This is a genomic window from Rhodopseudomonas julia, from assembly GCF_030813515.1.
In the GTDB taxonomy this organism is placed as follows: Bacteria; Pseudomonadota; Alphaproteobacteria; order Rhizobiales; family Afifellaceae; genus Afifella; species Afifella julia.
Window position 1 is genome coordinate 236,832 of record NZ_JAUSUK010000001.1, and the last position, 25,880, is coordinate 262,711.

A 25,880-nucleotide genomic window follows, 5' to 3' on the forward strand; every position below is an offset into this window, starting at 1 on the left:
TGACGGGCTGATGGAGTTTTTGGACCTCCTGTCGTTCGGAGGCGGCGGCTGGGGAGATGATCTTGCGGCCGGGCTTGCGGTCACGGTCGCGCTGGCGTTGACGACGCTGCCGATCGGGCTGGTGCTCGGGTTTCTGCTCGCGCTCGCCAAGGACAGCGACGACCCGGGCCTTATCCGGGCAGCCACGATTTTCACGACGATCTTCCGCGGGCTGCCGGAGCTTCTGACGCTGTTCATCATCTATTATGGTGGACAGATCGCTCTGCAGAAGCTCTTCCGGCTTCTCTTCGACACCTATGTCGAGTTCTCGTCTTTCACGGCGGGTGTCATCGCGCTGTCTCTCGTCTTTGCGTCCTTTGCGAGCGAGGTTTTCCTTTCCGCCTTTCGGGGCATTCAGAAAGGCCAGTATGAGGGGGCGTATGCGCTCGGGCTGAGGCGAACGACGACGATGCGTCTCGTCATCCTTCCACAGCTCATCAGGCTCGCCCTACCGGGCCTCTCGAACCTCTGGCTGATCTTGTTGAAGGATACGAGCCTCGTCTCCGTTATTGCCCTCAACGACCTCCTCCGGAACACCAACGTCGCCGTCGGCGTGACCAAACAACCGTTCTTCTTCTATTTCGTCGCCTGCATGATCTATCTGGTGCTCTCCATCATTTCGTCCTTCGGCATCAACGGCATCGACCGATGGTCGCGCCGCGGCGAGGCCACGAAATGACGATGAGCGAGATGAGCGCCGACCAGGCCTATGTGTCCGACCGCCTTCTTCCGGCCGAGCCTCCGCCCGCTTCCATCCGGCGCTGGAGCAAGGCCCGCATTGCCGGCATCGTCTTGATGACGCTCTGGGCCGCGATCGCCATAGCCCTCGTCTTGTTCTTCATCAGCGCCTGGAACCCGGGGCTTCTGGCGCGCTACGGGCCGAAACTTCTCGGCGGCCTCCTCGTCACGGTCGAACTCGTCGTTCTGTCGGTCTCGATCGGCGCGGTTCTTGCCGGCATCGTGGCTGCGGGCCGCCTTTCGAAGAACCGGGTAACGCGCGGTCTTGCCTTTGCCTATGTGTATTTCTTCCGCGGCACACCACTCTTGGCCCAGACCTTCCTCGTCTATTACGGCGCCGGGCAATTTCGCGAGATTTTCGATGCCGCCGGCATGTGGTGGTTCTTCCGCGATGCGTTCAATTGCGCTGCCCTCACCTTCACGCTCAACACGGCCGCCTATCAGGCCGAAATCTACGCCGGGGCCATTCGCGGCGTCTCCCTCGGCCAGTGGGAAGGCGCCCGCGCGCTCGGGCTCTCGCCCGCTGTCATCTTCGTCAAAGTCGTCGCGCCGCAAGCACTGATCACGGCTTTGCGGCCGCTCGGCAACGAGATCATCTTCATGATCAAAGGCTCTGCAATCGCCTCTGTCATCACCGTCTATGACCTCCTGGGCGAAACGCGGCTGGCCTTTTCCCGCTCCTTCGATTTCCAGGTCTATCTCTGGGCCGCGGGGCTCTATCTTGTCGTCGTGGAAGCGCTCCGGCGTCTCTGGGATGCGGCCGAGCGGCGACTGACGCGCCATCTCAAGCCGGCGCCGGACAGCTCCGGCCAGCAGGTGGTGGCGGAACAGATCGGCGCGTAAGCCGCCAAGGCTCAGACGAAGAGCTCCGTCTTTTCGAACTTGGTCACGTCGATCAGGCCCTTGTCGGAGATCCTGAGCTCCGGGATGACGACGAGTGCGAGCAGCGAGTGCTGCATGAAGGCGTTGTTGAGGCGGCAGCCGCAGCTTTGCATGGCGGCGCCCATACGTGCGGCCTTGGCGGCGACAGCTTCCGCCCGCTCCTCCGAAAGCAGTCCGGCGATCTTGAGCTCGACCAGCGCCAGTTCCTCGCCTTCGGAGATCACCACGACGCCGCCGCCGACTTCGCCCAGACGGTTCGCGGCCATCGCCATATCGGCGCGATCTGTGCCGACGATGATCATCTGGTGGCTGTCATGGGCAACCGTGGAGGCGATGGCGCAGCGCCGGTTGTAGCCAAAGCCTGAGACGAAGGCGTTCTGAACGGCGCCCGTGCCACGGTGGCGCTCCACGAGAGCGAGATGGGCAACATCATTGGCCATATCCGCTTCCACCAGGTCATCGACCACGCTGAGCTCACGCTGAAGAGCCTTTGTCGGCGCCTGGTTTTCGATGACGCCTACGACGCGAACGCCCACGCGTTGCTTATTCTGCGGCGCGGGCACGGCGAAATCGTCCGCCGTCAATTTGCGGCCGAGATGCACCGTGTTCTTCGCCTCTTCCGGGTAGCCATAGAGGGGAATGTCGGCGACGAGGGCGCCCTTCTCGGCAAGCAGACGGCCACGTCCATAAACGGCGTCAATTCTCAGCGACGGCAGGTCCGACACGAGAAGGAGATCGGCGCGGCGCCCCGGCGCGATGGAGCCAAGTTCGCGCTCCAGGCCGAAATGCTCTGCCGTGTTGAGGGTCGCCATCTGGATCGCCGTGACCGGCTTCAGCCCCTGAGCGATGGCGTGCCTCACCACACGGTTCATATGCCCGTCGTGAACGAGGGTCCCGGAATGGCAGTCGTCCGTGCACAGAACGAAAAAGCGCGGATCGAGGCCCTTTTCCGTCACGGCCTTGATCTGGGCGGCGACATCGTACCAGGCGGAACCGAGCCGCAGCATGGCACGCATGCCCTGGCGTACGCGCGCAATCGCGTCCTCCATGCGCGTGCCTTCATGGTCGTCGGCCGGACCGCCCGCCGCATAGGCATGAAAATCCACTCCGAGATCGGGGGACGCGTAATGGCCGCCGACGGTCTTGCCGGCCGACACCGACGCGATGATCTCGCCAAGCATCTTGTCGTCGCCGGCAGCGACGCCCGGAAAGTTCATGACTTCGCCAAGGCCGATAATGCCCGGCCAGGACATCGCCTCGGCAACCTCCTCGGGGCCAAGCTCGGCACCTGCCGTCTCAAGCCCGGGCGCCGATGGCACGCAGCTCGGGACTTGCACGAAGACGTTGATCGGCGCCGTCAGCGCCTCGTCATGCATGAGACGAACCCCATCGAGACCAAGCACGTTGGCGATCTCATGAGGGTCCACGAACATCGACGTCGTGCCGTGGGGAACGACCGCACGCACGAATTCCGTCACCGTCACCATGCCGCTTTCGACATGCATGTGGGCGTCGCAGAGGCCCGGCACGAGATAGCGGCCCTTGGCCTCCACCACCTCGGTGTCGTCACCGATCGTGTGAGAGGCATCCGGCCCGCAATAGGCGAAGCGTCCGGCGGTGATGGCGAGATCGGTGTTTTCGACGATCTCGCCGGAATGGACGTTCACCCAACGTCCGCCACGAATGACGAGATCGGCCGGTGTGCGCCCGGCGGCCACATCGACGAGGCGGGGTGCCGCCTTCTGCCAGGACGGGAAAGGCTCAGTCATTCTAACCTCCGATCGGCCGCGCGGCGCCAAAGCCGGCAAACACCTGACCAAACATGCGGTCAAAGGCTTGGGATACGTCGCTTACCAGGGCATGTTGGCAGTGCTCTGCCCCTGACAAGGCCTTTTTGATTGTCTAGAACCATGAGCAATCGCCGCGCAAAGCAAAAGGGAACGGAACATGGCGAAAGTTGCATTCATCGGCCTCGGGGTGATGGGATACCCGATGGCCGGCCATATCGCCCATCGAGGCCATAAGGTCACCGTCTACAACCGCACGCAGGACAAAGCGGAAAAGTGGGTTGCCGAGCACGGAGGCAAGCATGCTCCGACACCCGAGCATGCGGCAGAGGGGGCGGAATTCGTTTTCTGCTGCGTCGGCAACGACAACGATTTGCGCTCCGTAACCCTGGGACGTGGCGGCGCTTTCAAGGGCATGGCGCCCGGTGCGATCTTCATCGACAACACGACGGCGAGCGCAGATATCGCCCGCGAGCTTGCGCGCGAGGCCCATGCGCACCGTTTCGGCTTCCTCGATGCGCCGGTTTCCGGCGGCCAGGCGGGCGCGGAGAAAGGCCAGCTCACGGTGATGGTCGGTGGCGAGCACAAAATGTTCGAGAAAGCCCGGCCGATCATCGAATGCTACGCCAAGATGGTCGGGCTGATGGGACCGGTCGGTTCTGGTCAGCTCACCAAGATGGTCAACCAGATCTGCATCGCCGGGCTTGTCCAAGGCCTCTCCGAAGGCATCAATTTCGCTCAGAAGGCAGGGCTCGACGTCGAGAAGGTGATCGACGTCATCTCCAAGGGCGCGGCGCAGAGCTGGCAGATGGAGAACCGCTGGAAGACCATGACCGAGGATCATTACGACCACGGTTTCGCGGTCGATTGGATGCGCAAAGACCTCGCCATCTGCCTCGGTGAGGCGAAGAGCAACGGCGCGCTTCTGCCGGTGACGGCGCTGGTCGACCAGTTTTACGGCGAGGTGCAGGCGATGGGCGGCAAGCGCTGGGATACGTCGAGCCTGATGAAAAGGCTGCAACGCTTCGATTGAGGGTGTAATTCTGGCATCATGAAATCGAGCGGGCGACGGCTCCGGCCGTCGCCCGCTCCAAACGTCTTTCCTCAGACCATCTCCGGCTCTGCAAGCTCCGCAATCGCCCCATCCCGCTGCGGCAGATAGGTGGAGATCTGCGGGCACCGCAGGCATGCCGCCTCACGCTCCTGCGCGAACCATCGGCAGGAACGTCGTATCACGCAGGCCGGCAGCGCATCGACGGCCGGCGAGAGCCCTCCGACGATGCGCTTGGCGAGACGGCAATCCTTGCCGTCAAAATGGCGACACCTGGCTTCCTCGCACCGTGCAGCAAACCTGAGAACCTGCGTCGGCGGCAGCGGTGCCGTCTGCTCTAGCAGGTCCTCCGTCACGGGAAGACGCGCATTCAAATAAGCGGTGTGGGCCACGCCCTCTTGACGGAGCTGCACGCCGATGACTTCGGCCTCCTGCATCTGCGGCTGAGCACTTGGACAAAGCAGGGGACGCGCGTTCTTCGCCATCACAGACACTCACATCTCGAAGGTGATCACTTCCGGCCCAGGCCAGAACCCGACGGTGATACCGCCATCGCCGATGACCATGGCGGCCTGCGCCTTGCCGAATGTCCCTTCGAAACGGCTGCCAACCGTTGAAGCGAGCTTGCCGACCTCCTCGAACTCGCGCCCCCGCAGGACATCTTCGCGCAGAATAAAGCCGATGATTCCAGGCCCGGGGACGAGGGCAATCTTGAAATCAACGTCGGCGAGATTGCGGCTCTCCTTTAGTGCTCCGGCGACAGCCTCGTTCAGCTTGCCGGAAAGATCGCGGACAGAGATAGACTTCGCACGTTCAACGGCCATGTCTCATCCTCCCTGGAGATGCACGCGCATGAGCGCTACCGCGGACATCCGCAGCACACCTTAGTTTCTATTTTGCTTTTGAACTGCACGGGCTTCTGGCCCGACCGGACAATGCAATCCGGGCCAAGGCAACTTCTCCGCGCTATATAATACTTATAGCACGCAGAATATAGACTTGCAATTGAGCAAAGACAGGGAACAGGACAGGTTTCGTAGGCCGATAATGCTGCTCTGCACAATAATTTTCTTTGACTTTGCTCGCAGCGTCAAAACAGGAGACTCTAGCCCTTCGTCTTCTGCGGCGGATCGAGCTGCATGAAGTTGAGCGGCAAGGCCGTCGTGTCCTTGATCCGCTCCATGGCGAAGGCGGAAGAGACGTCGGTGATGTCGATCTTGGAGACGAGGCGCTTATAGAAGGCGTCATAGGCGGCGATGTCGGGCACAACCACCTTGATGAGGTAGTCGACCTGCCCACTCATGCGGTAAAATTCCACCACTTCGGGCATGTCCGAAATGATCTTGGCAAAGCGCAGAAGCCAGTCCTCGTTGTGCTGATTGGTGGTCACGAAGACGAAGACGGTGACGTGCGCATTCACCGATTTCGGGTCGAGCACGGCTACCCGCTTTTTGATGACGCCGTCTTCTTCCATCTTCTGGATGCGCCGCCAGGCCGGCGTCGTCGACAGGCCGACACGCCGGGCGATCTCGGCGACGGGGAGCGTCACATCCTCCTGCAGGACAGACAGGATCATGCGGTCAATGCGGTCCATTCAGGGCCTCGGGCAGATTTTCGCGTCGTTAGACCATTGTTGGCGCACACGAGGCAAGCGCTGCATCACCGCTCGTTCGGCTCTGCACTCTGCGGCTCGATAAGCTCGCGCACACGCGCCCGCAAAAAGGGCAAAACCTCTCTTTGAAAGAACGGGTGCCGCTTCAGCCAGGCGTTGTTGCGCCATGAGGGGTGCGGCAGCGGCAGGACCGGTGGCGGGCCGGATTGTTCCATGATCGTCCGCCAGTCGGTGACGGTTTCCGTCAAAGTGCGGCGGCGCAGCGAGCCCAGATGCCAGGCAATGGCGTACTGGCCGATCGCCAGCACCAGTTCCAGCTGCGGCATGGAATTGAAAACCTCGTCGCGCCAGGAGGGCGCGCATTCGCGCCGGGGTGGCAGGTCGCCGCCCTTGTCGTCCTGACCCGGGAAACAGAACCCCATCGGCACGATGGCGATCTTCGAAACATCGTAGAATTCGTCGCGCGTGACGCCGAGCCAGTCGCGCAGGCGCTCGCCGGAGGGATCGTTGAAGGGCGTCGTCGTGGCATGGGCCAGCGTTCCCGCCGCCTGGCTCGCGATGCATAGACGCGCCGTGGAGGAAATCCTCAGAATCGGATTCGGCTCATGCGGCAGGGGTGACGCGAATGGCCGCTCCACACAGATGCGGCAGAAGCGGATGCGCGCGGCGAGCGCCTCCGCCGTTTCAGGCGTCTCTTCGGAAGGCATTCCCGGCACGCGATCAGGCGGACGCGCTCGGACGGGCCTTGAGACGCGCATGCCAATCGCGCAAAGCGACAAAATCTTCCGGAATCTCCACCTTCGCAGGCTTCATGAAGTCGAAAGTGACAAGCGCGGTGATGTCGGCAACGGATAAGCTGTCACCGGCGATGAATTCCCTTCCCCGCATCTCACGGTCGAGGAAGGCGAGAAGCTCCGGCAGCCGCTCGCGGCAAGCCGCCGCCCATTCCGGCACTTGGCTTTCGAGCTCCGCCATCGCGGGGTGTGAGTGGCGGAAGATAGCGGCCACGAGCGCATAGAGATCGAGCTCGATGCGGCGGTTCCACATTTCGACCTGCGCCTGCTCCAAAGGGCCTTTTCCAAAAAGCGCCGGCTCGGGATTGAGCGCTTCGAAATAGCGGCAGATCGCCATCGTTTCCGAAAGCGCGGTGCCATCGTGGAGCACAAGAACCGGCAGGCGGCGCATCGGGTTGAGGCGAAGAAAATCCAGAGAATAATGCTCTTTCTTGCCAATATCGACGGGCTCGAGAGGTATTTCGAGGCCCTTCTCGGCCAGGAAAATTCGCACCCGGCGCGGGTTTGGCGCGCGTCCGCCATCGAGTAACTTCACTCTCACCTCCGCTTGCACCCTTTTGTGAGGGCCTCAGCCTTACGGCCTCTTAACCATCTTCGCTCGCCCGATCTTAACCGCGCTCCACTACGAAAAAGCGGGTCAAAGAGTTGGGGATGAACCCATGGTGGATGTGGCACAGGCGACGATTTTGCAGGCTTCGCCCGACGAGTCCCGTGCCGCACGCCGCAATATGATCACCCGCGCGCTGGTGCGCAACGTCACGGCAGACAGCGGCCCGAGCGACGCTCTCTTCCACTTCGAACAAGAGATGGCGGACCAATACGCCAGGAACCGCATCTCTTTCTCGCCGATCGTGCTTGCGCTCATCCTCATCCTTGCCGTGATGATGAGCTTCATCGGCGACCCGTTATGGGCGGCCTCCTGGGGTGTCGGCGTGCTCGTCCTGCATCTCGCAGCGACCGTCGTGTGCCGCCGCTATACGGCGCTTGGACCCAATCAGCGCTCCCTCGTCGACTGGAAGAACCGGTTCGTGGTGGTGGAGGCCCTCTATGGCCTCGGCTGGGCGGTGTTTCCTTTCCTGTTCCCGATGACGGGCGCTGCCGACACGCTGATCGGCATCGACGTGGTCCGGTTTGCGACCGTCATCGTCTTTATGTCCTTGAGCGCCCTCGTCGCAGCGCCCTTGCCCGCGGCAGCCGTCGCCAGCACGTTGCCGATCGCCATCGGCCTCGGTGCGGCGCATATGGTGTCGCCAAGCCTCATCGACATGATGGTGGCCTTTTGCGCACTCGGCGCGGAGGCCATGCTTCTTTACCTGACGGGCCAGCTCAACGAGCAATATGCGCAAAGTCTGGTGCTGCGCGCGGAAAAGGACGCCGTTCTCGCCGAGCTCGAACAGGGCAAGGCCGTCTCCGACGAGGCCAGGCGGCGGGCCGAAGCGGCCAATATGGCGAAATCTCAGTTTCTAGCCACGATGAGCCACGAGCTCAGAACGCCGCTCAACGCCATTCTCGGCTTCTCCGAAGTGATGCGCAACGAGATGCTCGGCCCGATCGAAAACGATGCCTACAAGGACTATCTCAATGACATCTACAATTCCGGCCAGCATCTCCTGAAACTGATCAACGAGATCCTCGACCTTTCCCGCATCGAGGCGGGCAAGCGGGAATTGCGAGAAGAACTTCTATCCCTCGTGAGCATCGCTCAGGATGCCAAGGGACTGCTCGACCTCAAGGCGCGGCAGAAGAACATCAAGGTGTCGGAAGCGTTCGAGGAGCATATGCCGAAGATCGTCGTCGACGAGCAGGCGATCCGGCAGGTGACGCTCAACCTTCTCGCCAATGCCCTCAAATTCACGCCGGCCGGCGGCGAGGTGGCGCTCAAGGTCGGCCGCACCGAGGGCGGCGGCCAGTACATCTCGGTGCGCGACAACGGTCCGGGTATTCCCGCAGACGAACTGCCGATCGTCCTCTCAGCCTTCGGCCAGAGCTCGATCTCCATCAAAAACGCCGAACAGGGGACCGGCCTCGGCATCCCCATCGTGCAGGCGCTCATTCATCTTCACGGAGGCCAGTTCGTCCTGCGCAGCAAGGTGGGCGTCGGCACGGAAGCCATCGCGATCCTGCCGGCCAAGCGGGTCGTCTCGGCCTTCACCGACGACAACCGCACCTGGGCGTTGATGCGGGCGCGCAAACCCGCTCAGCTGCGCAAGGCGAGCTGAGCGGTCCAAAGGCATCGCCATCCTCAGACGGGCACGCCCGTCACAACGACGGCGATGCTCCCTCAAATCTCAGGCGACGAAGCTCAGGCGCCGGCGCGATCGACGTTGACGCCCTCACCCGCCACGCCGGCCTCGTCAAAGGTCGCCATGTTGGAGTGGGTATAGGCGGCCGCACGGACGATAGCCGCGGCAATCGCCGCACCCGTCCCCTCGCCGAGCCGCATGCCGAGATCCAGAAGCGGCGCACCGCCCATCGCTTCCACGGCCTGACGGTGTGCCTTCTCCGCCGAGCGATGCGCGAAGATGCAGTGATCGGTGGCGCCCGGCGCCATCTTGTGGACCACGGCAACTGCCGCGCTCGTGACGAAGCCGTCGACCACCACCGGGATGCGTTGCATGCGCGCGGCCAGAACGGCGCCCACCATGGCGGCGAGTTCGCGGCCGCCGACGCGCTTGAGAATGACGAGCGGGTCGGTCTCGCCCTTCACTCTCTCGCAGGCGAGCCTGACCGCCTCGATCTTCGCTTCCAGGACCGCGCCCGTCGAACCGGAACCGTAGCCCACCCATTCCTCGGGTTCGCCGCCGAAGAGCGCGCAGAACATCGCCGAAGCGATGGTGGTGTTGCCGACGCCCATCTCTCCCAGGCAGAGAAGATCGATGCCCTCGATCGCCTCCATGCCGTAGGCGATGGTGGCCGCGCAGTCGCGCTCGGTCAGTGCATCCTTCTCGGCAATGTCGCCAGTCGGCAGTTCCAGCGCCAGTTCGAAGACCTTGAGGCCGACATTGAAAGAGGTGCAGAGCTGGTTGATCGAGGCCCCGCCGGCACGGAAATTCGCCACCATCTGCTGCGTGACATCGGCCGGATAGGGCGCGACGCCGCGTGACGCAACGCCGTGATTGCCGGCGAAAACGGCGACCATCGGGCGCTCGATGACGGGCTTCTCCTGCCCCTGCCAGCCGGCGAGCCAGATGGCGATCTGCTCCAGACGGCCGAGGCTTCCCGGAGGCTTCGTCAAGCGACCCTGGCGGGCGCGTGCCGCCGCGAGCGCCTCGGCATCCGGAGCCGGAAGGCTTTTCACAAGGTCACGAAAATCGTCGAACGGCGCAGCGCGTGTGCCGGCATCATTGATGGACAATGGAGTTCTCACTTCTCTCGGGAGCCAAAGGGGGGGGAAGCGCCCACTTTACAGCCGCTTAAAGGGACGATCAAAGGAGTGCAATGCGTCAGCCCGCCCTGTTTCAACAGCCCTCTCACCGGCCTAATGGTAGCCGAGTTTTATCGCGCCGGAGGCTCGCATGAGCTCGCTCGCCCAGCATTTCACTCGCCTGCCGCAGGACCTTCGCGCCTGCCTCGCTTTCCTCTCCCGCCTGCCGATCCGGGCCAAGCCCGAGCCGAGCGAAGAAAGACCGCTTGCGGTCTCCAGCGCCTGCCTGCCGCTCGCGGGGATGCTGATCGCGCTCACCCCGGCGGTCATCCTATCGCTCATCATCTCCTTCGGCGGTTCGACGGTGCTTGCGGCCGCGGTCGCGCTCGGCGCGATGGCACTGATCACGGGCGGGCTGCACGAAGACGGGCTCGGCGATACGGCTGACGGATTCGGCGGCGGCAAGACCCGCGAAGAGCGGCTTGCGATCATGCATGACAGCCGCATCGGCACTTACGCCCTTCTCGCTCTCCTCTTCACCGTGATCATCAAGGTGGTTGCGCTCGGCGAGATTTCCCAAAGCGTGGGCGTCGGTGCCTTTTCCATCATCTGCGTCGCGGCTCTTTCGCGCGCACTCGCCTACGCGCATTGGACGAGCCTTCCGCCGGCGCGCAAGGACGGCGTCGCCAGCTGGGCCGGCTGGCCGAAGACCTCCGATCTCGGCTTCGCCGTTCTCTTGAGCGTGCCCGCGATCCTCATCCTCATCGTGATGTTCCCGTTCACCGGCCTCCTCGCCATCATTCTGGCGACGCTCGGCGTCTTCTCCTTCAGCACTATGGCACGACGTCTGATCGGCGGGCACACGGGCGACACGATCGGCGCCTCGGAACAGATTGCGGCCACAATCCTGTTCGCAACTCTGGCGCTCGGGGCCTGAGATCCCCATCTGGGGCCCATGCTCGACCAATCGCTCATCATCCTCGGTTCCGGCGACGCGCAATGGCCCCGCGTCGTCTACCTCATTGGCGTCCTGCTTCTCGTCGTGGGCGGCCTTACCGCCTATCGCGGACGCCTCGGTACGGCCGCAAAACACGCCTTCATCTGGATCGCCGTCCTCGTCGGGCTGGTCGTGGTCTATGCCTATCGCGAGCCTTTGACGCGCTTTGCCGGACCGGTGATCGACGTCCTGGCACCCGGGCGCATGACGGTGAGCGTCGACAACAGTGGGCGACAGGTGCTCAATGTCGGCCGCAGCTCCAACGGGCATTTCAAGCTCACCGCGGATGTCGACGGTCATGAGCTCGACTTCCTGGTCGATACAGGCGCTTCGAGCCTCGTTCTGACCTATGAGGACGCCGCACGGGCCGGCATCGACGTGACGGCCCTGCGTTTTGACCGGATGGTGGAGACGGCCAACGGCATCACGCTGCAGGCGCGCGCCGAAATCCATACGCTCAAGATCGGCCCACTCACCCTCAACAACGTGCCGGCCGGCGTGGCGCAGGAGGGCCAGCTCTTCTCCAACCTTCTCGGCATGAACGTTCTCAACCGCTTCGCCTCCTGGCGGGTGGAGAACGGCGAACTCATCATCACGCCGCAGAGCTGATCGGGCTCCGCCCGGGCTCGTCGCTCAGGCGGCGAGGCTTTCAAGCCCGCCGGCTTCGGCAAGGCCTGCGAGCGCCTTTTCGATGACCTCCGGCCCGGCGCCCGCCTTCACCCCTTCGACCGTCAGAATGCGCCGCCAGATGCGCGCGCCCGGCCGGCCGTGAAAGAGGCCGATCATCGGCTTAGTCACCGCCGCCATGCGCCCGCCAGCGGCGCAATGCGCCTCGGCATAGGCGCACATCCTCCGCGCCGCGTCGATGAGATCGGTTGTGGGCGCCTCTTCGACGTAGATTTCGCGATCGACACCGGCGAGAAGGCCCGGATCCTGATAGGCGGCGCGACCAAGCATGACACCATCGACCTTCTCAAGATGTGCCTTTGCTGCCGCAAGATCCGTGATGCCGCCATTGATGCCGATGAAACGATCCGGCCAGCGCATTTTCAATCGATAGACGCGGTCGTAGTCGAGCGGGGGCACGTCGCGATTTTCCTTTGGCGACAGACCCTGAAGCCAGGCCTTGCGCGCATGCACCCAGAGCGCGTCGGCTCCCGCAGCAAAGGCCTGATCGGCGAGTGCATCGAGCGCCGTCTCGATATCCTGATCGTCGACGCCCAAGCGGCATTTCACCGTGACCGGCAGATCGACGGCCGCCTTCATGGCGGCAACACCACGCCCGACAACTTCCGGCTCACGCATCAGACAGGCGCCGAACGTGCCCGATTGCACCCGGTCGGACGGGCAGCCGACATTGAGATTGATTTCGTCATAGCCGAAATCGGCGCCGATGCGGGCCGCCGCGGCAAGCTTCGCCGCATCGCTGCCGCCGAGCTGCAGGGCGACGGGATGCTCCTCAGCATCAAAACCGAGCAGCCGGTCGCGATCGCCATGAATGAGGGCATCGGCTGTCAGCATCTCCGTATAGAGAAGCGCCCGCCGCGTCAGCCCGCGATGGAAATAGCGGCAGTGCCGATCGGTCCAGTCGATCATCGGCGCAACTGCGAATTTATGTTTATATTCAGTCACTTATATTCCGACACAAAGTCCCGCCGCAATTGAACGGACAGGCGCTAAAAGCCGCCGTCCACCGATTTGCGACACCTCCATCTCGCCTGGGTGATCGCGCATCCTCGGAGCACAATGAAACGATTTCTTGGCTCTCTTCAATGCCAAGCCCTGATTCAGCAAGGGAGGTGGCAGCCGATCTCACCGCTTCGCGGCAAAGATCCTTCGCAACTTAGCGATTGAATGGTCGTAGTCGCGGCAGCTGAATGGGCATCCCCCAGCAAAGCGGAGACACCCAGGGATGGATGCGAGCGGATCTCAGAGATCGATGAGAACCGATTTCGTGCGCCGGTTGGCGAGGAATGCCTCGCGCCCCAGATCCTTGCCCAGGCCGGAGGCCTTCCATCCGCCCGTCGGCAGGATGTGGTCGCGGGAGCGGCCGTAGCGGTTGACCCAAACAGTGCCGGCCTCCAGACGCCGGATCATGCGCAGGGCCCGCGACAGATCGCGGGTGAAAAGCCCGGAACTCAAACCGTAGGTCGGATGGCGCGCCTTCGTCGCCGCCTCGTCTTCGCTGCTAAAAGACTGCAACGACAAGACCGGCCCGAACACCTCCTCGCGCATGACGGGGGACTCCTCCGGCGCATCCGTGACCAGGGTCGGCTGATAGAAGCTGCCTTTCCGGTCGAAGCGCGCACCGCCACACACGACCTGCGCGCCAGCTTCACGGGAGGTGTCCAGGATCGCGCTGATCCTCGAGAGCTGACCTTCGGAGATGATCGGCGGAAAGGTCGTGCTGTCATCCCATGTCGGCCCGGGGCGAACGGCGCGCATCAGCGTCACGATGCGGTCGCAGAGTTCCTGAGCCACCGATGCCTCAGCCAAAACACGCGAGCCGGCCACACAGCCCTGCCCCGCATTGCTCAGGATTGTGCGGGTGATGCATTTGGCTGCAAGTTCAATGTCAGCATCAGCGAAGACGACCTGGGGCGATTTCCCGCCCAGTTCCAGCGTCACCGGCTTGATGCCGTTGCGGGCCGCATTTTCCATCACGGCCACGCCTGCACGCGTCGATCCCGTGAACGAGACCTTGCCGATGTCGGGATGCGCCACGAGCGCCTCGCCGGTGGTGACACCATCGCCGATCACCACATTGAAGAGCCCCGCCGGAAGCCCGGCCCGAACCGCAAGCTCTGCCAGATAAAGCGTCGAAAACGGCGTCATTTCAGACGGTTTGAGCACGACGGCATTGCCCGCCGCGAGTGCCGGCCCCAGCTTCCATCCCGCAAGCGCGATCGGCACATTCCAGGCTGTGATAGCGCCGACGACGCCATAAGGTTCGGACGCGATAAAGCCCATCTGAGCCTCCGATGTCGGCACCAGCGCATCGCATTCTTTGTCGGCGAACTCGGCAAAGAAGCGGATCTGTTCGGCAGCAACCATCACGTCGCCTGTTGTCGCCTCGCCAATCGGTCGCGAAGACGAGATCGATTCCAGCCGGGCCAGCGTCGTCGCCTCGGCCTCGATCAGGTCCGCCAAGGCATGCAGAACACGGACCCGGTCACGCGGCGCGCAGCCTGCCCATCCCGAGCGTTCCAGCGCCGTCTTCGCCGAGGCAACGGCCCGGTCCACGATTCGCGCGTCGGCGAGCGGGACGGAGGCCAGCTTGCGCCCATCAGACGGGGCAAACACCTCGATCACATCCGGACCCTGAAGATAGGCGCCGTCGATGAAGTGGCCCCGGGGCAGGTCAAGGCTGTCAGGGTCGAAGCTGAGGGACATTGGGCATTCCTGTTTAGCTGAGAAAAGGTCGGCGATGCTGGTCGGGCGCTGCGGCAGAGGCGACGCCGAGATCCGTCGCGGCCCGGGAAGCGCCCGGCCTCGTCTCTGGCGCGGACGATGCGCTCGGGCCCTATCGAGCGCTCAGCAGAGCGCCTGACTTGCGAGGGCGTAGACCTTTGCCGGTCCGGTGCGTCGGAGCGGAGCGGCTCCCGGTCGTGTCATGGCGAGACCTGTCGAGATCCGCTTGAGGCCGGCTTCTGTCGCAATCGCGGCCAGGCCATCTCCCGCGGCGGTCAGATCGAAGCGCAGGAACCCCCCGGCTGAGCGGGCGATACCGTCCCGAAGAAGGCCCTGAGCTATCGCATCGTCACGTGCCACCAGCGGGCCGATCAGCATGCCGCGACCGAACTTGCGGAGCACCACGAACCCCTCAAGCACACTCCCGTGGCGCCGCACCCACACGTCACCCTCACGCAGCAATAGCGCCAGCAGGGAGCGACGGTTCATTCCGATCGCTTCCAGATCCAATGCCGCCAGCGCGTCGAGATCGTCTGGCACCGCCTTTTCGGCACTGCCGGGGGCATCCATCTTCACTGCGGTGCCGTTATACTGGGTGATCATGCCGGTCACGGCAAAGCCTAGCTTTTCATAGAGAGGACGGCCTGCGTCGGTCGCGATCAGACGACATTCTCTGTCCCCCGCCGCATCGAGCGCCGCCTGCATCAACCGCCGACCGAGCCCGATCCCGCGCATCGAAGGATCGACGATGATCATGTTGCAGGTGCCGGCCGCATCCCCGTAGGGAACGAAGTTGGCGGTCCCGACCAATTGCCCGTCGAGCACGGCGCCCCGACCCTTGCCGAGTTCCAGGAGATGCGCCCAGTCTTCGGGTCGATGGGGCCAGTTTTCCTGCACTGAGAGGCGGTGCGCGTGGGGGATGTGTTCGGGCATCAGGTCGATCAGTTCGACACTTGCCTGAGCCGTGGCACTCATTGGGTTCTCCTTGTTGCGGACCACGCCCTGCCGGAGACAAAAGCGGCGCGGTCGTCGGCCCCTCGCAGCATCAAAAGCGTGGCCTGGTCGCCTTCCGGTGACCTCCAAAACCACGCAGGTGAGCAGCCCAACCGTGATCGGTGCCGTTGCGACGTTGCGGGCGAATGACCGCCGCCGCGGCTTCGGTTGTTGTCTTCGTCCGCGATTGCCTGAGACCATGTCACTTCGCAAAGACTGCCGGCGGCCTCCGGAGCGGAGGTGACGACGACAGTCTTTCCGCAATTGCTCACATCGATAAAGCGAAGGAGGAACGTCGTTTCCTTCTCAGCGCGTGGCCCGTGCCATCGAGAGCCGATCACGCAGACGATAGCCTTCGATGAGCGCGGGAAGGAAATAAGGCTTGCCGTTGTAGAACGGGATTGCCGCCGGGGGACGAAACTCGAAAGCGGTCCGGCCCTGATCGTCTCCCAGCAGCTTGTGCGCGGCGCGGGTTCCGAGCCAGGGCGCCCAAACGACACCAGAGCCACAGAAGCCGGTGGCATAGGTCACGCCTTCGCGCTCGAAAATACGCGGAACCATGTCTCTGTGCATGGCGACATGGCCGTACCAGCTGTGACTGAGCCCCGTGGTTTCCAGCTCCGGGAAGATCCGCACCAACCCCTGGCGGATCTTCTCCGTGGGCCCGGCTTCGTCGGTGCCACTGGAGGCATCGCGCCCGCCCAGAAGAATGCGCGTGCCGTCCGGCGTCGGACGGAAATAATGCCCGAGGATCAGCCCTTCGCTGTACATCATGCGGTTCGGCATCAACCGATCCATCACCTCGGCGGGTAAGGGGTCGGTCACGACAATCCGGCTTCGAACCGGGATCAGCCGACGCCTCAGCCAAGGATCGGAGCCGTCAGTGTAGCCATTGGTGCAGACCAGAACCTGTCTGGCCGAGACCATGCCTGCCGCGGTTTCGACGGAGAATTCCGCGCCTTCGCGACGAACACCCTTCACCTCAGTCCCGGAATGCACGCTCACACCGGCTTCCAGCGCGAGGCGCAGAAGCTCTGCGGCGAGTTTGGCCGGATGAAGCCCACCGATGTCCATGCGCACATGGCCACCGCGATAGAAGTCACTGCCGATATAGCGGGACTGCTCGGCCCGCGGCACGGCGAAGGTTTCTATTCCAAGCCGCTTATGCAGCGTCTCCGCAGTGCGCGCACCGGCTTCATATTGCTCCGCGCCGATGGCGCCGCCAAACTTGCCCACCAGCTGAAAATCGCAGTCGAGCTTTTCGCTGCGAATGAAGTCGTACAGGAATTCCCGAGCTGTCTTGCCTTCGGCCTCGATGGCCAGCGCGCGCTCTTCGCCAAAGCGGCGGGAAAGCTCATCGAAGCTCGGCCGAATGTTGCCGCTCGTAATGCCACCATTGCGCGACGATGCGCCTTCCCCAGGCATCATCTTGTCCACGACGACGACCGACCTTCCCGCACGGGCTAGGACCACCGCTGCGGCCAGCCCCGCAAAGCCGGCTCCGACGATCAGCACATCGGTCTTCTGCGGCAGGGGATGAACAGGGAGCGGGCGGACGGGGGCGGCGATCCACCAATAAGGACTGTTTTGGATTTGAGCAGTTTTCGACATTGGCCTATCTCTGAAGGATGGTTTTATAGATGGCGATCGAACTGAACAGCGCCGATGATCCACAGCACTGATGCCGTCTCGGAACTCACATTGCTCAGGCTATGGGGAAGCATACCGTCGAAGGCGAAGCTATCTCCCGGCAACAGCGCAACATTTTTGCCGTCAACACTCAGAAGAACTTCACCGCTAATGACGAGACCGCCCTTTTCTGCAGGATAACTGAGCGCCCACCCGCCCGATTCCGCACCGGGATCGATGTGAATGATCATCAGTTGCAGGTGCGGCTTGTCTGTCGGCGTCAGCAATTCCTTCTGCAAATCTCCGAGATCGATGATCGGGCGGTTGTCTGCGCGCCGGACAAAATCGGGATCTCCCGCATGCTCCGTCTCGGATGCAGGCTTTGTAAAAAGCTCCTGAAATGAGACATTCAGCGCCCTCCGCAAAGAGGTGAGCAGACGCACCGACGGATTGGCGAGCCCGCGCTCGACCTGGCTGATCATGCCCACGGAAACACCCGACGCTTCGGCAAGCGCCTTCAGAGACATTCCCTTCTGCTTGCGCAACAGGCGCAGAGTAGCCCCGACGGAATCTTCGCCGGCTTCAGCGTGAACCGTGGACTTCCGATCCATAGACGACCCCCTTCCGGTAAACGTGTGCCAGCAGAAGGCCCGGTTCAGCAATGCCTGACGGCGTCCTCGTACGCCGCACAATGCACGCAAAATTTTGAAATTTCAACTGGAAACGCCTCATTTTCATCGACGCCTGAAAATTAGACAATTCTATATTTCATCATATTTTTCAGATGCTTATATGATTTGCCCTGAGGGCAAAAGACCCTATCGAACGGAGCGAAACATCAAAATTCTTGCGGCTAATTTCAATATATGCTCACCTACGTCAAGCATGGCAGGAGGAGCGTTTCGTGACGATCGAGCCCAACCCGCGCCCGCTCGGCCAGGACGCCGCGCTTTCGGTCAGAAACCTGACATTGAACCTTCCCAAAGGGATGGAGCGCTCCTACGCGGTCTCGCAGATCTCGTTTGATCTCATACCGGGCAAGATTCTCTGCATCATCGGGGAATCGGGCTCGGGAAAGTCGATCACCGCGAACGCCATCATGGGGCTCCTCCCTTTCAGCATTCGCGTCGGTGAAGGCAGCATTTACGTGGGCACCACGGAGATTCAGTCCATGAATCCTGCGGCGCTTCGCGACATGCGCGGGCGGAAGGTGTCGATGATCTTCCAAGACCCGCTCTCCGCGCTCAATCCTCTGATGACCGTCGGCGAACAGATTGTCGAGGTCATGTCCGCCCATGCGGTCGGCACCAAGAGCGAACGCAAGTCGCGTGCCATCGAGCTATTGAAAGAGGTCGGGCTGCCTGACCCTGCGACGATGTTCCGGCAATACCCGTTCCGACTGTCCGGCGGGCAGCGGCAACGCGTCATGATCGCAATGGCGCTGGCGCTCGAGCCTGGCATCCTGATCGCCGACGAACCGACGACCGCCCTGGATGTGACCACTCAGGCGCAAATCCTGGCGCTGATCAAAGACATCCAGCACCGCAAGAATATGAGCGTGGTGTTCATCACCCACGATTTCGGCGTCGTGGCAGAGATTGCCGACAATGTCGTGGTGATGGAAAAGGGCAAGATCGTCGAGCAGGGCGATGCGGATACGGTCCTCAAAACCCCGTCCCATCCCTACACCAAGCGCCTGATCGCAGCGGTCCCACACATCATCGGGCAGGACCGCACGCCCCATGTCGCTCGCAGCGACACACCCATTCTGAAGGTGCGCAACCTCGTCAAGACCTATCGCAGCGGCAGTCGAATGTTCGGCACCGAGCGCGTCGTCAAGGCGGTTCAGGGCGCCAGCTTCGACCTGCTGCCGGGGCGCACGCTTGGCGTCGTAGGCGAAAGCGGTTCGGGCAAATCCTCGATGGGTCGCCTTCTGGTCAAGCTGATCGAATGCGACGGCGGTGAGATTTTTTTCGAAGGCACCGATATCGCCCCGATGTCGGAGGCCGAGTTTCGCCCGCTCCGCCCGCGGATCCAGATGATCTTTCAGGATCCATTCGCCTCGCTCAATCCACGCTCAACCATCGGCCAGATCCTGACCGTCGGTCCCTGCGCTCATGGCATGTCCTTTTCACAAGCGAAGGCCGAGGCGCTTGCCTTGCTCTCCGAGGTCGGCCTCGACCCCGGAGCCTTCGATCGCTACCCGCACGAGTTCTCCGGAGGTCAGCGCCAACGTGTCGGCATCGCCCGGGCGCTGATGTTCAAACCACGTCTCCTCGTCGCAGATGAATCGGTCTCGGCACTGGATGTGTCGATCCAGGCACAGATCCTCGAATTGCTTGACCGGATCCAGCGGGAGACAGGCGTCTCGATGGTGTTCATCACCCACGACCTGCGTGTCGCCTCGCAGATCAGTGACGAAATTGCCGTGATGCAGAAGGGCCGCATCGTCGAGATGGGACCGCCCTCGCAGATCTTTCTCAATCCCCAGAGCGACTACACACGAGAGCTGGTGGCAGCAATCCCGGGGGAAAAGGCGGCCGCCTGAAGCCGCCAACCCACCAAACCGTTCATTTCGAGAGGGAAGAGTCGATGACCGAGAAGAAAAGTATAACTTTGACCCGGCGCGGTGCGCTCGGACTTATGGGCGCCGCCGGCGCCACCCTGATGGCCCCCAATCTGCTCGGCAAGCCGGCCTTTGCGCAGACCGAGGGCTCCCCGGAGGGCCGGGTGATCGTGGGCCTCGTGCAGGAACCCACCGTCTTCAACCCGTTGATGGTCAAAATCGAAGTCGACGACGGCGTGCACTTCTCGGTCTTCGACGCATTGTTCCGCTTCACGCCTGAAGGCGAGGTCGTGCCCAATCTCGCAACCGAGGTGCCCACCCAGGCCAACGGCGGCATTTCCGAGGATGGCACCGAATGGCGCATCAAACTGCGCGACGACGTGAAATGGCACGACGGCAAGCCGTTTACGGCAGAAGATGTGAAATTCACGCTCGAGCTGATCGTGAATCCCGATTTCCGCGCCTGGCGAACGGCCGGGCATGCCTTTGTGCGCGACATCACCGTGGTCTCTCCGACGGAACTGACGTGGCGGATGGAAGAGCCGTTTTCGCCCTACCTGTCCTTCCTGACGGAAACCTTCATCGTTCCCAAACATGCCTTCGAAGGCGTCGAGGATCCCAACAGCGCTCCCTTCAACCAGAGTCCGATCGGCACCGGTGCGTTCAAATGGGACCGTCGTCTGGCCGGCGACCGCGTCGAACTGCTCGCCAATGCCGACTATCACGGCGAAGGACCCTACCTGGAACGGCTTGTATTCAAGTATATCCCGGACATCACCGTGCACTTCACGCAGTTCCGCAGCGGCGACATCGACCTTTTGGGCCGGATGTACATCACGCCGGACAATTACGAAGAAGCCAAGACCCTCTCCGATCGCACGCTGGTGCTGCAACCGGCTCCGTCGATTGAATCGATCGCGCTCAACCTGGAGCGTCCGCAATTCAAGGAACTCGCGGTGCGCGAAGCCCTTTACGCGGCCATCGACAAGCAAGCGATCATCGACGCGATCTACTACGGGGTGCATGATCCTGTCGAAAGCTATGTGCCGCGCAACTCCTACTACTATTATCCGGACCTGCCGCTGCACGAATACTCGCCCGACAAGGCCAATGCGCTTCTCGACGAAGCCGGCTGGAAACGCGGGGCGGGCGGTATACGCGAAAAGGACGGCGTGCGGCTTTCCTTCAAGAACTCCACCACGTCCGGCAATCATCTGCGCGAACAGATGCAGCAATTCGTCCAGCAAATGCTGCAACAGGTCGGCGTCGAGATGACGATTGAAAACATGCCGGCTGCGGTGATGTGGGGCGATTTCTGGATGCAGTCGCGCTTCGACACGGCGGTCGTCGGCACCACCTACCTGATCGGCTCGGACCCGGACGTCACCAACCGCTTCCATTCTAAAGCGATCACCGCACAGGGCGGCTCCGGTTCAAACAACGTGCAGATCAAGAACGCCCGCATCGACGAGCTCCTGGAAAAGGGCACGCGCATCTTCGACCCGGCCGAGCGCAAGGTCATCTACGACGAGGTGCAACAGATCGTCCGTCACGAGCTGCCGTTCCTGCCACTCTTTGCCGAGAACTTCATTCACGGGCGCAAGTCCGGGATCGAGGGCTTCGAGCCCAACGGCAACACCCGCACGGAATCCTGGAACGCCGCCAGCTGGTATTGGGTCAGCTGACATCTCTGGCGCCCGTCGCCGCCTCTGCGGCGGCGGGCCTGACGCCCACCTCGTATTTCCGAGACCGCTGAATGCTCCCATTTCTGCTCAATCGCCTGTGGCAAAGCCTTCTTCTCCTTATCATCGTGTCGATCATCGGCTTCACGATCCTCAACCTCATCCCGGGGGGGCCGCTGTCGCAATACGCGCTTGATCCGGGCATGACCGCTGCCGATCTGGAGCGTCTCAAAGAGCAGATGGGTCTGAACCGGCCGCTTCCGATCCAGTATCTGGACTGGGCCTGGCGGATGCTCCACGGCGATTGGGGCACGTCCTACCGTGACGGCGCGCCGGTGACCGAAGTGATCGGGCGCCATATATTCGCGACCTTCATCCTGATGGGTTCGTCGATGGCCATTTCCATCGCCATCGGCACCTGGATCGGGATCCGCGGGGCGACACACCGATATTCGCTCTTCGACTACACGGCCACCGTCGGCGCCATGGTGGCGTTGTCGATCCCAACCTTCTGGTTCGGCTTGGTCTCGATCTACATTTTCTCCTTGAAGCTCGGCTGGTTTCCTGCCGGGAACATGTACACGATCGGCAACGAAACGGTTCTGGGCTATCTGCATCATCTGATCCTGCCCAGCCTCGTCCTGTCGCTCGTGCATGTCGCCGTGTGGAGCCGCTACATGCGGACGGCGACGCTCGACGTCATTCATCAGGACTTCGTCAAGACCGCCCGCGCCAAGGGCGTCCGCGAAAAACGTGTGCTGATGAAGCATGTCGTCGGCAATGCCCTGCTGCCGATGATCACGCTCGCCGGAATGCAGCTGCCGCAGCTTCTGAGCGGCGCGCTGGTGACGGAGACCGTCTTCACCTGGCCCGGAATGGGACGGCTGTTCCTCGATAGCCTGAGCTACAGCGATTATCCGGTGGTCATGGGGCTGCTGATGCTTTCGGCCTTCCTGACGCTGCTCGGCAACCTGATCGCCGATATCGTCGTGTCGATGGTCGACCCGCGCATCCGTCTCGCCTGACCCAGAGGAGAGCGACATGACCGCACTTTCGGCAACCCCTCGATCCCCGCGTCGCGAACGTTGGTGGCGAAGCCGGACCGCCAGGCGTTTCATGCAGCACAAGCTGGCGCTCGTGGGCGCCGTGATTATCGTGACGCTTGCGCTGGCCTGCATTTTTGGGCCTTGGCTGCTGCCGCACGACTCGCTGCAGATCGACATCCGTGCACGCTTTTCGCCGCCGTTCACCGGCGACCATTATCTCGGCACCGATCCCCTCGGGCGGGATCTTGCCGCGCGCCTGCTGGAGGCCGGCCGGATCTCCCTTCTGGTTGGGCTGATCGCGATGATCCTTTCCACCTTCGTCGGCGCTCTCGTCGGCGTGGTCGCCGGCTATCGTGGCGGGTGGATCGGCTCTGTGCTCATGCGTCTGGTCGACGCCTTCCTGGCATTCCCCTCGATCTTCCTCGTCCTCGCATTGGCCGCCGTCCTCAAACCGAGCCCCGCCGTGATCACGGTGATCATCGCGCTCACCAGCTGGATGGAAGTGTCGCGCATCGTCGAGGCCGAAGTCCGCTCGCTGCGGGAGCGTGAATTCGTCCTGGCAGGCCAGATGCTTGGCCTTAGTCGCAGCCACATGATGTTCCGTGAAGTGCTGCCCAATGCCATGGGGCCGATCATCGTCGCCGCGACACTCACCGTGGCGCGCGCGATCCTGACCGAGGCTTATGTCAGCTTTCTCGGCTATGGCATCCAGCCGCCGCTACCCAGCTGGGGCAACATGCTGAACGGCGCCCAGCAATATCTGGAAACTGCGCCCTGGCTCGCCATCGTTCCCGGAATCGCGATCACAATGGCCGTCACCGGCTTCAACTTCATCGGAGACGGCCTGCGCGATGCCCTGGATGTACGTGCCGACGGGGGATGACAAGTGCGATACCGCGGCAACACCTGCCCGGCGCAAAAGGCAAGGGCCGCGAGGGATGTCCACGCGCGACGGAGCGCATTGAAGAGGCGAAAAACTCAGGCGTAGAGATCGAGGTCGAACGTCTCCATCGTCTGCCCGACAAAGACGACGCTGCCGCCACCCGACAAGGCCAGGACGAGATCGCCATCGTCGTTCTCCGAGGCCGTCGCCGTCTGCCCCTCAAGATCGATTGCGTCGCCCTCATCCTGATCGAAGTCGACGACGATGTCGGCACCGCTGGCTGCGCCGAAAACGAAGAGATCGCTGCCTGAGCCTCCATAGAGGATATCGGCACCGGCACCGCCGGTGAGCGTGTCCGCGCCGGCTCCCGCATAGAGGGTATCGTTGCCGTCGCCACCGTCGAGAAGGTCGTTGCCCTCCCGCGCGCCGATAACGTCGTTGCCGGCGCCACCATAGGCCGTGTCGGATCCCGCGCCCAACCAGAGCTGATCGGCGCTATCACCGCCATAGACGATGTCGTCACCGACGCCGCCGAAAGCGAGATCATTGCCCGAACCGCCACCGATCTCGTCCGCCCCGCTGCCGCCGAAGAGGCTGTCGTCGCCGCTGCCACTCCACAACGTGTCGTCCCCGTCGCCACCGCCAAGCTGGTCGTTGGCGGTTCCGCCATAGGCGAGGTCGCCGCCCGCGCCGCCATAGAGCGTGTCCGCGCCGGTGCCACCTATCATGGTGTCGTCGCCGGTGCCGCCGAAGACGAGATCGAGGCCGTCTCCGGCGTTCACATCGTCGTCCCCGCCACCGCCATAAACCGTATCGTCACCGACGCCCGAAGCGATGACATCGCGGCCGGTCGATCCCGGCACGTCGCCCAGGACCACATCGTCGCCTGAGCCTGCATTGAGCCGATCGTCACCGGCGCCGCCGGTGAGGAAATCATCGCCGCTGCCGGTCGTGATCGTGTCTCTTCCATCGAGCCCCATGATGAAAATATCGTCGCTGGCCGAGGCGTAATTGCCTTCGTCGTCGATCGGCACGTTCCAACCGTTCACTTGATTGTCGTCGGAGACGTCGTCGAGGCGCTCGTTGGTGCCATTCAAGGTGATGTAGCGGTCGTAATCGAGCGTCGGCGCCACGCCGGCAACGAGCGCGAACTCGCCTTCGACGAGCTCATAGAAACTCGCATAATGCTCGGCAAGAAAGTTCGTATCGAAGGATTTCGAGATCGCATACTGGTCGATCAGGGGCGCATCGAACTGGACGCGGTTGTCCTCAAAGTGGATCTGATCGCCAAGGGCTGCGACCGCCGCTGCAGTGATCGGCGCCTGGGTTGGATCCTGGAACAGATGCTCGACCGCATCGTAGGCGCCCGGATTGCGCACGATGTCTTCCGAATGGTCGAGCTGCGAATACCAATCCGGCGTATTGAACGAGACCGAAACCCCGTCGATATCGACGATCGAGCTGTCGTAATCGCCCATCAAGGTGAGCGCGATCGGATCGACCCCGGCGGAGGCGAGCGCGACGACTTCAAGCTCCACACCGTCGACGGCCGCAAAGCGCGCCCCGTCGTAGATGGTGAAGAGGTCCGCCACGGTGCCGCCCAGGCTGTGGCCTGAGACCACCACCTTGGTCACGTCGTTGGCCGGATCCTCGACATATTCCAACGCCTGGTCGATGAACGCCCGCAGTTGCTCGTAGTAGCGCGTCTGGCCGATGCCGGTGCCAGCTTCTCCATCGGCGAAGATGCCGTCCGCATCGGTGCCGCGGAACGTGAGATAGAGCGTGTTGCCGGCGTCGTTTTCCTTGATCGCCGCGAGAGCAACAGCCCCCGCCGGCGTGAAGACGCTTTCATCACCATCCTCGTCCACGCGGTAATTGTTGCGGTAGAGGTCGCCGGCATAGGTGTAGTTCTGGTCGTAACCGTCGTTCGTCTCGCTCGCGCCGATATCACCGGCGTCAAAGCCGAGTTCTGAGGAGGAAAGCGTCTTGAAGCCGAACTGCGCCAGGTAAAGATCGTAGCGGTCATAGACATTGAGATCCGACCGCAAGCCGACGTCATCGGGATCGCTGCCGGCGTTGTAATCGGCGCGATATTCATCCGGAAGAGCATCGGCTCCTCCGTAGATCGCACGATTGAGAAGAACGACATCGCCCAGGACATCGACGGCACCCTGTGAAATGTCCGCATCTGCAGATGTCACCGCAGAAGAAAGCGCAATTTCACTTCCCGTCTCCCACACCAGCCCCATCCTCATGCCCCACTGACGTCATCGATGAGGTTTGATCTTAGGCGGGGGCAGATGACGAAAGAAAGACGTAAAGATGAGCTGCCTGTGTATCCGCGATCGCGCAACCGATGCGGCGACGGAGCGCTCCGATGCGTCAGTGCGCGCTGGCGCCGCCCCT

General features: G+C 62.6%; 23 protein-coding genes. 10 read left to right on the top strand and 13 right to left on the bottom strand.

Annotation, left to right across the window (positions count from 1 at the left end; translation table 11 throughout):
- Nucleotides 1-7: 7 nt before the first annotated feature.
- Nucleotides 8-718 (top strand): ABC transporter permease, encoded by a 711-nt coding sequence (locus tag J2R99_RS01055; RefSeq protein WP_370872310.1) that lies wholly within the window; start codon nt 8-10, stop codon nt 716-718.
- 2 nt (nt 719-720) lie between these two features.
- Entirely contained in the window at nt 721-1,620 is a 900-nt protein-coding gene (locus J2R99_RS01060; RefSeq protein ID WP_307152667.1) for an ABC transporter permease, read from the top strand.
- A gap of 11 nt (nt 1,621-1,631) precedes the next feature.
- On the opposite strand, the gene ade is transcribed toward J2R99_RS01060, so the two are convergent.
- Nucleotides 1,632-3,428 carry an adenine deaminase gene (gene ade, locus J2R99_RS01065; protein WP_307152668.1) on the bottom strand — a complete coding sequence of 599 codons (1,797 nt, stop codon included), beginning with the start codon at nt 3,426-3,428 and terminating at the stop codon, nt 1,632-1,634.
- Between the two features lie 148 nt (nt 3,429-3,576).
- Here ade and J2R99_RS01070 point away from each other — a divergent pair, with 148 nt between their 5' ends.
- On the top strand, nt 3,577-4,479 hold the full coding sequence (locus J2R99_RS01070; protein ID WP_307154104.1) for an NAD(P)-dependent oxidoreductase: 903 nt from the start codon (nt 3,577-3,579) through the stop codon (nt 4,477-4,479).
- A gap of 71 nt (nt 4,480-4,550) precedes the next feature.
- Here the strand turns inward: J2R99_RS01070 and J2R99_RS01075 are convergent, their stop codons facing one another.
- The 5 genes from J2R99_RS01075 to J2R99_RS01095 form a co-directional block, all read right to left on the bottom strand.
- Complete coding sequence (locus tag J2R99_RS01075) at nt 4,551-4,982, bottom strand: hypothetical protein (protein ID WP_307152669.1); 432 nt, start codon at nt 4,980-4,982, stop codon at nt 4,551-4,553.
- 9 nt (nt 4,983-4,991) lie between these two features.
- A complete protein-coding gene (locus J2R99_RS01080) occupies nt 4,992-5,321 on the bottom strand; it encodes a hypothetical protein (RefSeq protein ID WP_307152670.1) in 330 nt (109 codons plus the stop codon).
- Between the two features lie 281 nt (nt 5,322-5,602).
- Complete coding sequence (locus tag J2R99_RS01085) at nt 5,603-6,091, bottom strand: Lrp/AsnC family transcriptional regulator (protein ID WP_092809729.1); 489 nt, start codon at nt 6,089-6,091, stop codon at nt 5,603-5,605.
- 65 nt (nt 6,092-6,156) lie between these two features.
- Nucleotides 6,157-6,816 carry a uracil-DNA glycosylase family protein gene (locus J2R99_RS01090; RefSeq protein ID WP_307152671.1) on the bottom strand — a complete coding sequence of 220 codons (660 nt, stop codon included), beginning with the start codon at nt 6,814-6,816 and terminating at the stop codon, nt 6,157-6,159.
- A 13-nt stretch (nt 6,817-6,829) separates the two neighbouring features.
- The gene (locus tag J2R99_RS01095) at nt 6,830-7,438 is read right to left on the bottom strand and encodes a glutathione S-transferase family protein (protein WP_307152672.1); all 609 of its coding nucleotides are present in this window, start codon (nt 7,436-7,438) and stop codon (nt 6,830-6,832) included.
- A gap of 124 nt (nt 7,439-7,562) precedes the next feature.
- On the opposite strand from J2R99_RS01095, the gene J2R99_RS01100 reads away from it, so the two are divergent.
- On the top strand, nt 7,563-9,122 hold the full coding sequence (locus J2R99_RS01100; RefSeq protein WP_307152673.1) for a sensor histidine kinase: 1,560 nt from the start codon (nt 7,563-7,565) through the stop codon (nt 9,120-9,122).
- 83 nt (nt 9,123-9,205) lie between these two features.
- On the opposite strand, the gene cobT is transcribed toward J2R99_RS01100, so the two are convergent.
- Nucleotides 9,206-10,252, bottom strand: coding sequence for a nicotinate-nucleotide--dimethylbenzimidazole phosphoribosyltransferase (gene cobT / locus J2R99_RS01105; RefSeq protein ID WP_370872311.1), 1,047 nt, complete (start codon nt 10,250-10,252; stop codon nt 9,206-9,208).
- Between the two features lie 166 nt (nt 10,253-10,418).
- Here cobT and cobS point away from each other — a divergent pair, with 166 nt between their 5' ends.
- Together cobS and J2R99_RS01115 are read left to right on the top strand one after the other, a co-directional pair.
- Nucleotides 10,419-11,204 carry an adenosylcobinamide-GDP ribazoletransferase gene (gene cobS, locus J2R99_RS01110; protein WP_307152675.1) on the top strand — a complete coding sequence of 262 codons (786 nt, stop codon included), beginning with the start codon at nt 10,419-10,421 and terminating at the stop codon, nt 11,202-11,204.
- Between the two features lie 18 nt (nt 11,205-11,222).
- Nucleotides 11,223-11,873: a TIGR02281 family clan AA aspartic protease gene (locus J2R99_RS01115; protein ID WP_307152676.1), complete on the top strand. Its 651-nt coding sequence runs from the start codon at nt 11,223-11,225 to the stop codon at nt 11,871-11,873.
- Between the two features lie 24 nt (nt 11,874-11,897).
- Here J2R99_RS01115 and dusA read toward each other — a convergent pair whose 3' ends face one another.
- The 5 genes from dusA to J2R99_RS01140 form a co-directional block, all read right to left on the bottom strand.
- A complete protein-coding gene (gene dusA, locus J2R99_RS01120) occupies nt 11,898-12,896 on the bottom strand; it encodes a tRNA dihydrouridine(20/20a) synthase DusA (protein WP_307152677.1) in 999 nt (332 codons plus the stop codon).
- A gap of 297 nt (nt 12,897-13,193) precedes the next feature.
- Complete coding sequence (locus tag J2R99_RS01125) at nt 13,194-14,657, bottom strand: aldehyde dehydrogenase family protein (RefSeq protein WP_307152678.1); 1,464 nt, start codon at nt 14,655-14,657, stop codon at nt 13,194-13,196.
- A 141-nt stretch (nt 14,658-14,798) separates the two neighbouring features.
- Nucleotides 14,799-15,650: a GNAT family N-acetyltransferase gene (locus J2R99_RS01130; RefSeq protein ID WP_307152679.1), complete on the bottom strand. Its 852-nt coding sequence runs from the start codon at nt 15,648-15,650 to the stop codon at nt 14,799-14,801.
- A 324-nt stretch (nt 15,651-15,974) separates the two neighbouring features.
- Complete coding sequence (locus J2R99_RS01135; protein WP_307152680.1) at nt 15,975-17,279, bottom strand: NAD(P)/FAD-dependent oxidoreductase; 1,305 nt, start codon at nt 17,277-17,279, stop codon at nt 15,975-15,977.
- A gap of 23 nt (nt 17,280-17,302) precedes the next feature.
- Nucleotides 17,303-17,908: a helix-turn-helix domain-containing protein gene (locus tag J2R99_RS01140; RefSeq protein WP_307152681.1), complete on the bottom strand. Its 606-nt coding sequence runs from the start codon at nt 17,906-17,908 to the stop codon at nt 17,303-17,305.
- 377 nt (nt 17,909-18,285) lie between these two features.
- Here J2R99_RS01140 and J2R99_RS01145 point away from each other — a divergent pair, with 377 nt between their 5' ends.
- The 4 genes from J2R99_RS01145 (at nt 18,286) to J2R99_RS01160 (ending at nt 23,474) form a co-directional block, all read left to right on the top strand.
- Nucleotides 18,286-19,845 (top strand): ABC transporter ATP-binding protein, encoded by a 1,560-nt coding sequence (locus J2R99_RS01145; protein ID WP_307154105.1) that lies wholly within the window; start codon nt 18,286-18,288, stop codon nt 19,843-19,845.
- Nucleotides 19,846-19,889: 44 nt separating this feature from the next.
- Entirely contained in the window at nt 19,890-21,548 is a 1,659-nt protein-coding gene (locus tag J2R99_RS01150) for a peptide ABC transporter substrate-binding protein (protein ID WP_307152682.1), read from the top strand.
- 71 nt (nt 21,549-21,619) lie between these two features.
- The gene (locus J2R99_RS01155; RefSeq protein WP_307152683.1) at nt 21,620-22,570 is read left to right on the top strand and encodes an ABC transporter permease; all 951 of its coding nucleotides are present in this window, start codon (nt 21,620-21,622) and stop codon (nt 22,568-22,570) included.
- 16 nt (nt 22,571-22,586) lie between these two features.
- Nucleotides 22,587-23,474: an ABC transporter permease gene (locus tag J2R99_RS01160; RefSeq protein ID WP_307152684.1), complete on the top strand. Its 888-nt coding sequence runs from the start codon at nt 22,587-22,589 to the stop codon at nt 23,472-23,474.
- A 95-nt stretch (nt 23,475-23,569) separates the two neighbouring features.
- Here J2R99_RS01160 and J2R99_RS01165 read toward each other — a convergent pair whose 3' ends face one another.
- Complete coding sequence (locus tag J2R99_RS01165; protein ID WP_307152685.1) at nt 23,570-25,714, bottom strand: alpha/beta hydrolase family protein; 2,145 nt, start codon at nt 25,712-25,714, stop codon at nt 23,570-23,572.
- Nucleotides 25,715-25,880: the final 166 nt, after the last annotated feature.

What these genes read in the sequence shown, in the direction of transcription:
- J2R99_RS01090 (WP_307152671.1), bottom strand. Translation starts at nt 6,816, where the DNA reads ATGCCTTCCGAAGAGACGCCTGAAACGGCGGAGGCGCTCGCCGCGCGC.
- J2R99_RS01160 (WP_307152684.1), top strand. Translation starts at nt 22,587, where the DNA reads ATGACCGCACTTTCGGCAACCCCTCGATCCCCGCGTCGCGAACGTTGG.
- J2R99_RS01085 (WP_092809729.1), bottom strand. Translation starts at nt 6,091, where the DNA reads ATGGACCGCATTGACCGCATGATCCTGTCTGTCCTGCAGGAGGATGTG.
- J2R99_RS01115 (WP_307152676.1), top strand. Translation starts at nt 11,223, where the DNA reads ATGCTCGACCAATCGCTCATCATCCTCGGTTCCGGCGACGCGCAATGG.
- J2R99_RS01150 (WP_307152682.1), top strand. Translation starts at nt 19,890, where the DNA reads ATGACCGAGAAGAAAAGTATAACTTTGACCCGGCGCGGTGCGCTCGGA.
- J2R99_RS01140 (WP_307152681.1), bottom strand. Translation starts at nt 17,908, where the DNA reads ATGGATCGGAAGTCCACGGTTCACGCTGAAGCCGGCGAAGATTCCGTC.
- J2R99_RS01080 (WP_307152670.1), bottom strand. Translation starts at nt 5,321, where the DNA reads ATGGCCGTTGAACGTGCGAAGTCTATCTCTGTCCGCGATCTTTCCGGC.
- J2R99_RS01125 (WP_307152678.1), bottom strand. Translation starts at nt 14,657, where the DNA reads ATGTCCCTCAGCTTCGACCCTGACAGCCTTGACCTGCCCCGGGGCCAC.
- J2R99_RS01100 (WP_307152673.1), top strand. Translation starts at nt 7,563, where the DNA reads ATGGTGGATGTGGCACAGGCGACGATTTTGCAGGCTTCGCCCGACGAG.
- J2R99_RS01135 (WP_307152680.1), bottom strand. Translation starts at nt 17,279, where the DNA reads ATGTCGAAAACTGCTCAAATCCAAAACAGTCCTTATTGGTGGATCGCC.
- J2R99_RS01130 (WP_307152679.1), bottom strand. Translation starts at nt 15,650, where the DNA reads ATGAGTGCCACGGCTCAGGCAAGTGTCGAACTGATCGACCTGATGCCC.
- cobS (WP_307152675.1), top strand. Translation starts at nt 10,419, where the DNA reads ATGAGCTCGCTCGCCCAGCATTTCACTCGCCTGCCGCAGGACCTTCGC.
- J2R99_RS01155 (WP_307152683.1), top strand. Translation starts at nt 21,620, where the DNA reads ATGCTCCCATTTCTGCTCAATCGCCTGTGGCAAAGCCTTCTTCTCCTT.
- J2R99_RS01075 (WP_307152669.1), bottom strand. Translation starts at nt 4,982, where the DNA reads ATGGCGAAGAACGCGCGTCCCCTGCTTTGTCCAAGTGCTCAGCCGCAG.
- ade (WP_307152668.1), bottom strand. Translation starts at nt 3,428, where the DNA reads ATGACTGAGCCTTTCCCGTCCTGGCAGAAGGCGGCACCCCGCCTCGTC.
- J2R99_RS01060 (WP_307152667.1), top strand. Translation starts at nt 721, where the DNA reads ATGAGCGAGATGAGCGCCGACCAGGCCTATGTGTCCGACCGCCTTCTT.
- J2R99_RS01145 (WP_307154105.1), top strand. Translation starts at nt 18,286, where the DNA reads ATGGAGCGCTCCTACGCGGTCTCGCAGATCTCGTTTGATCTCATACCG.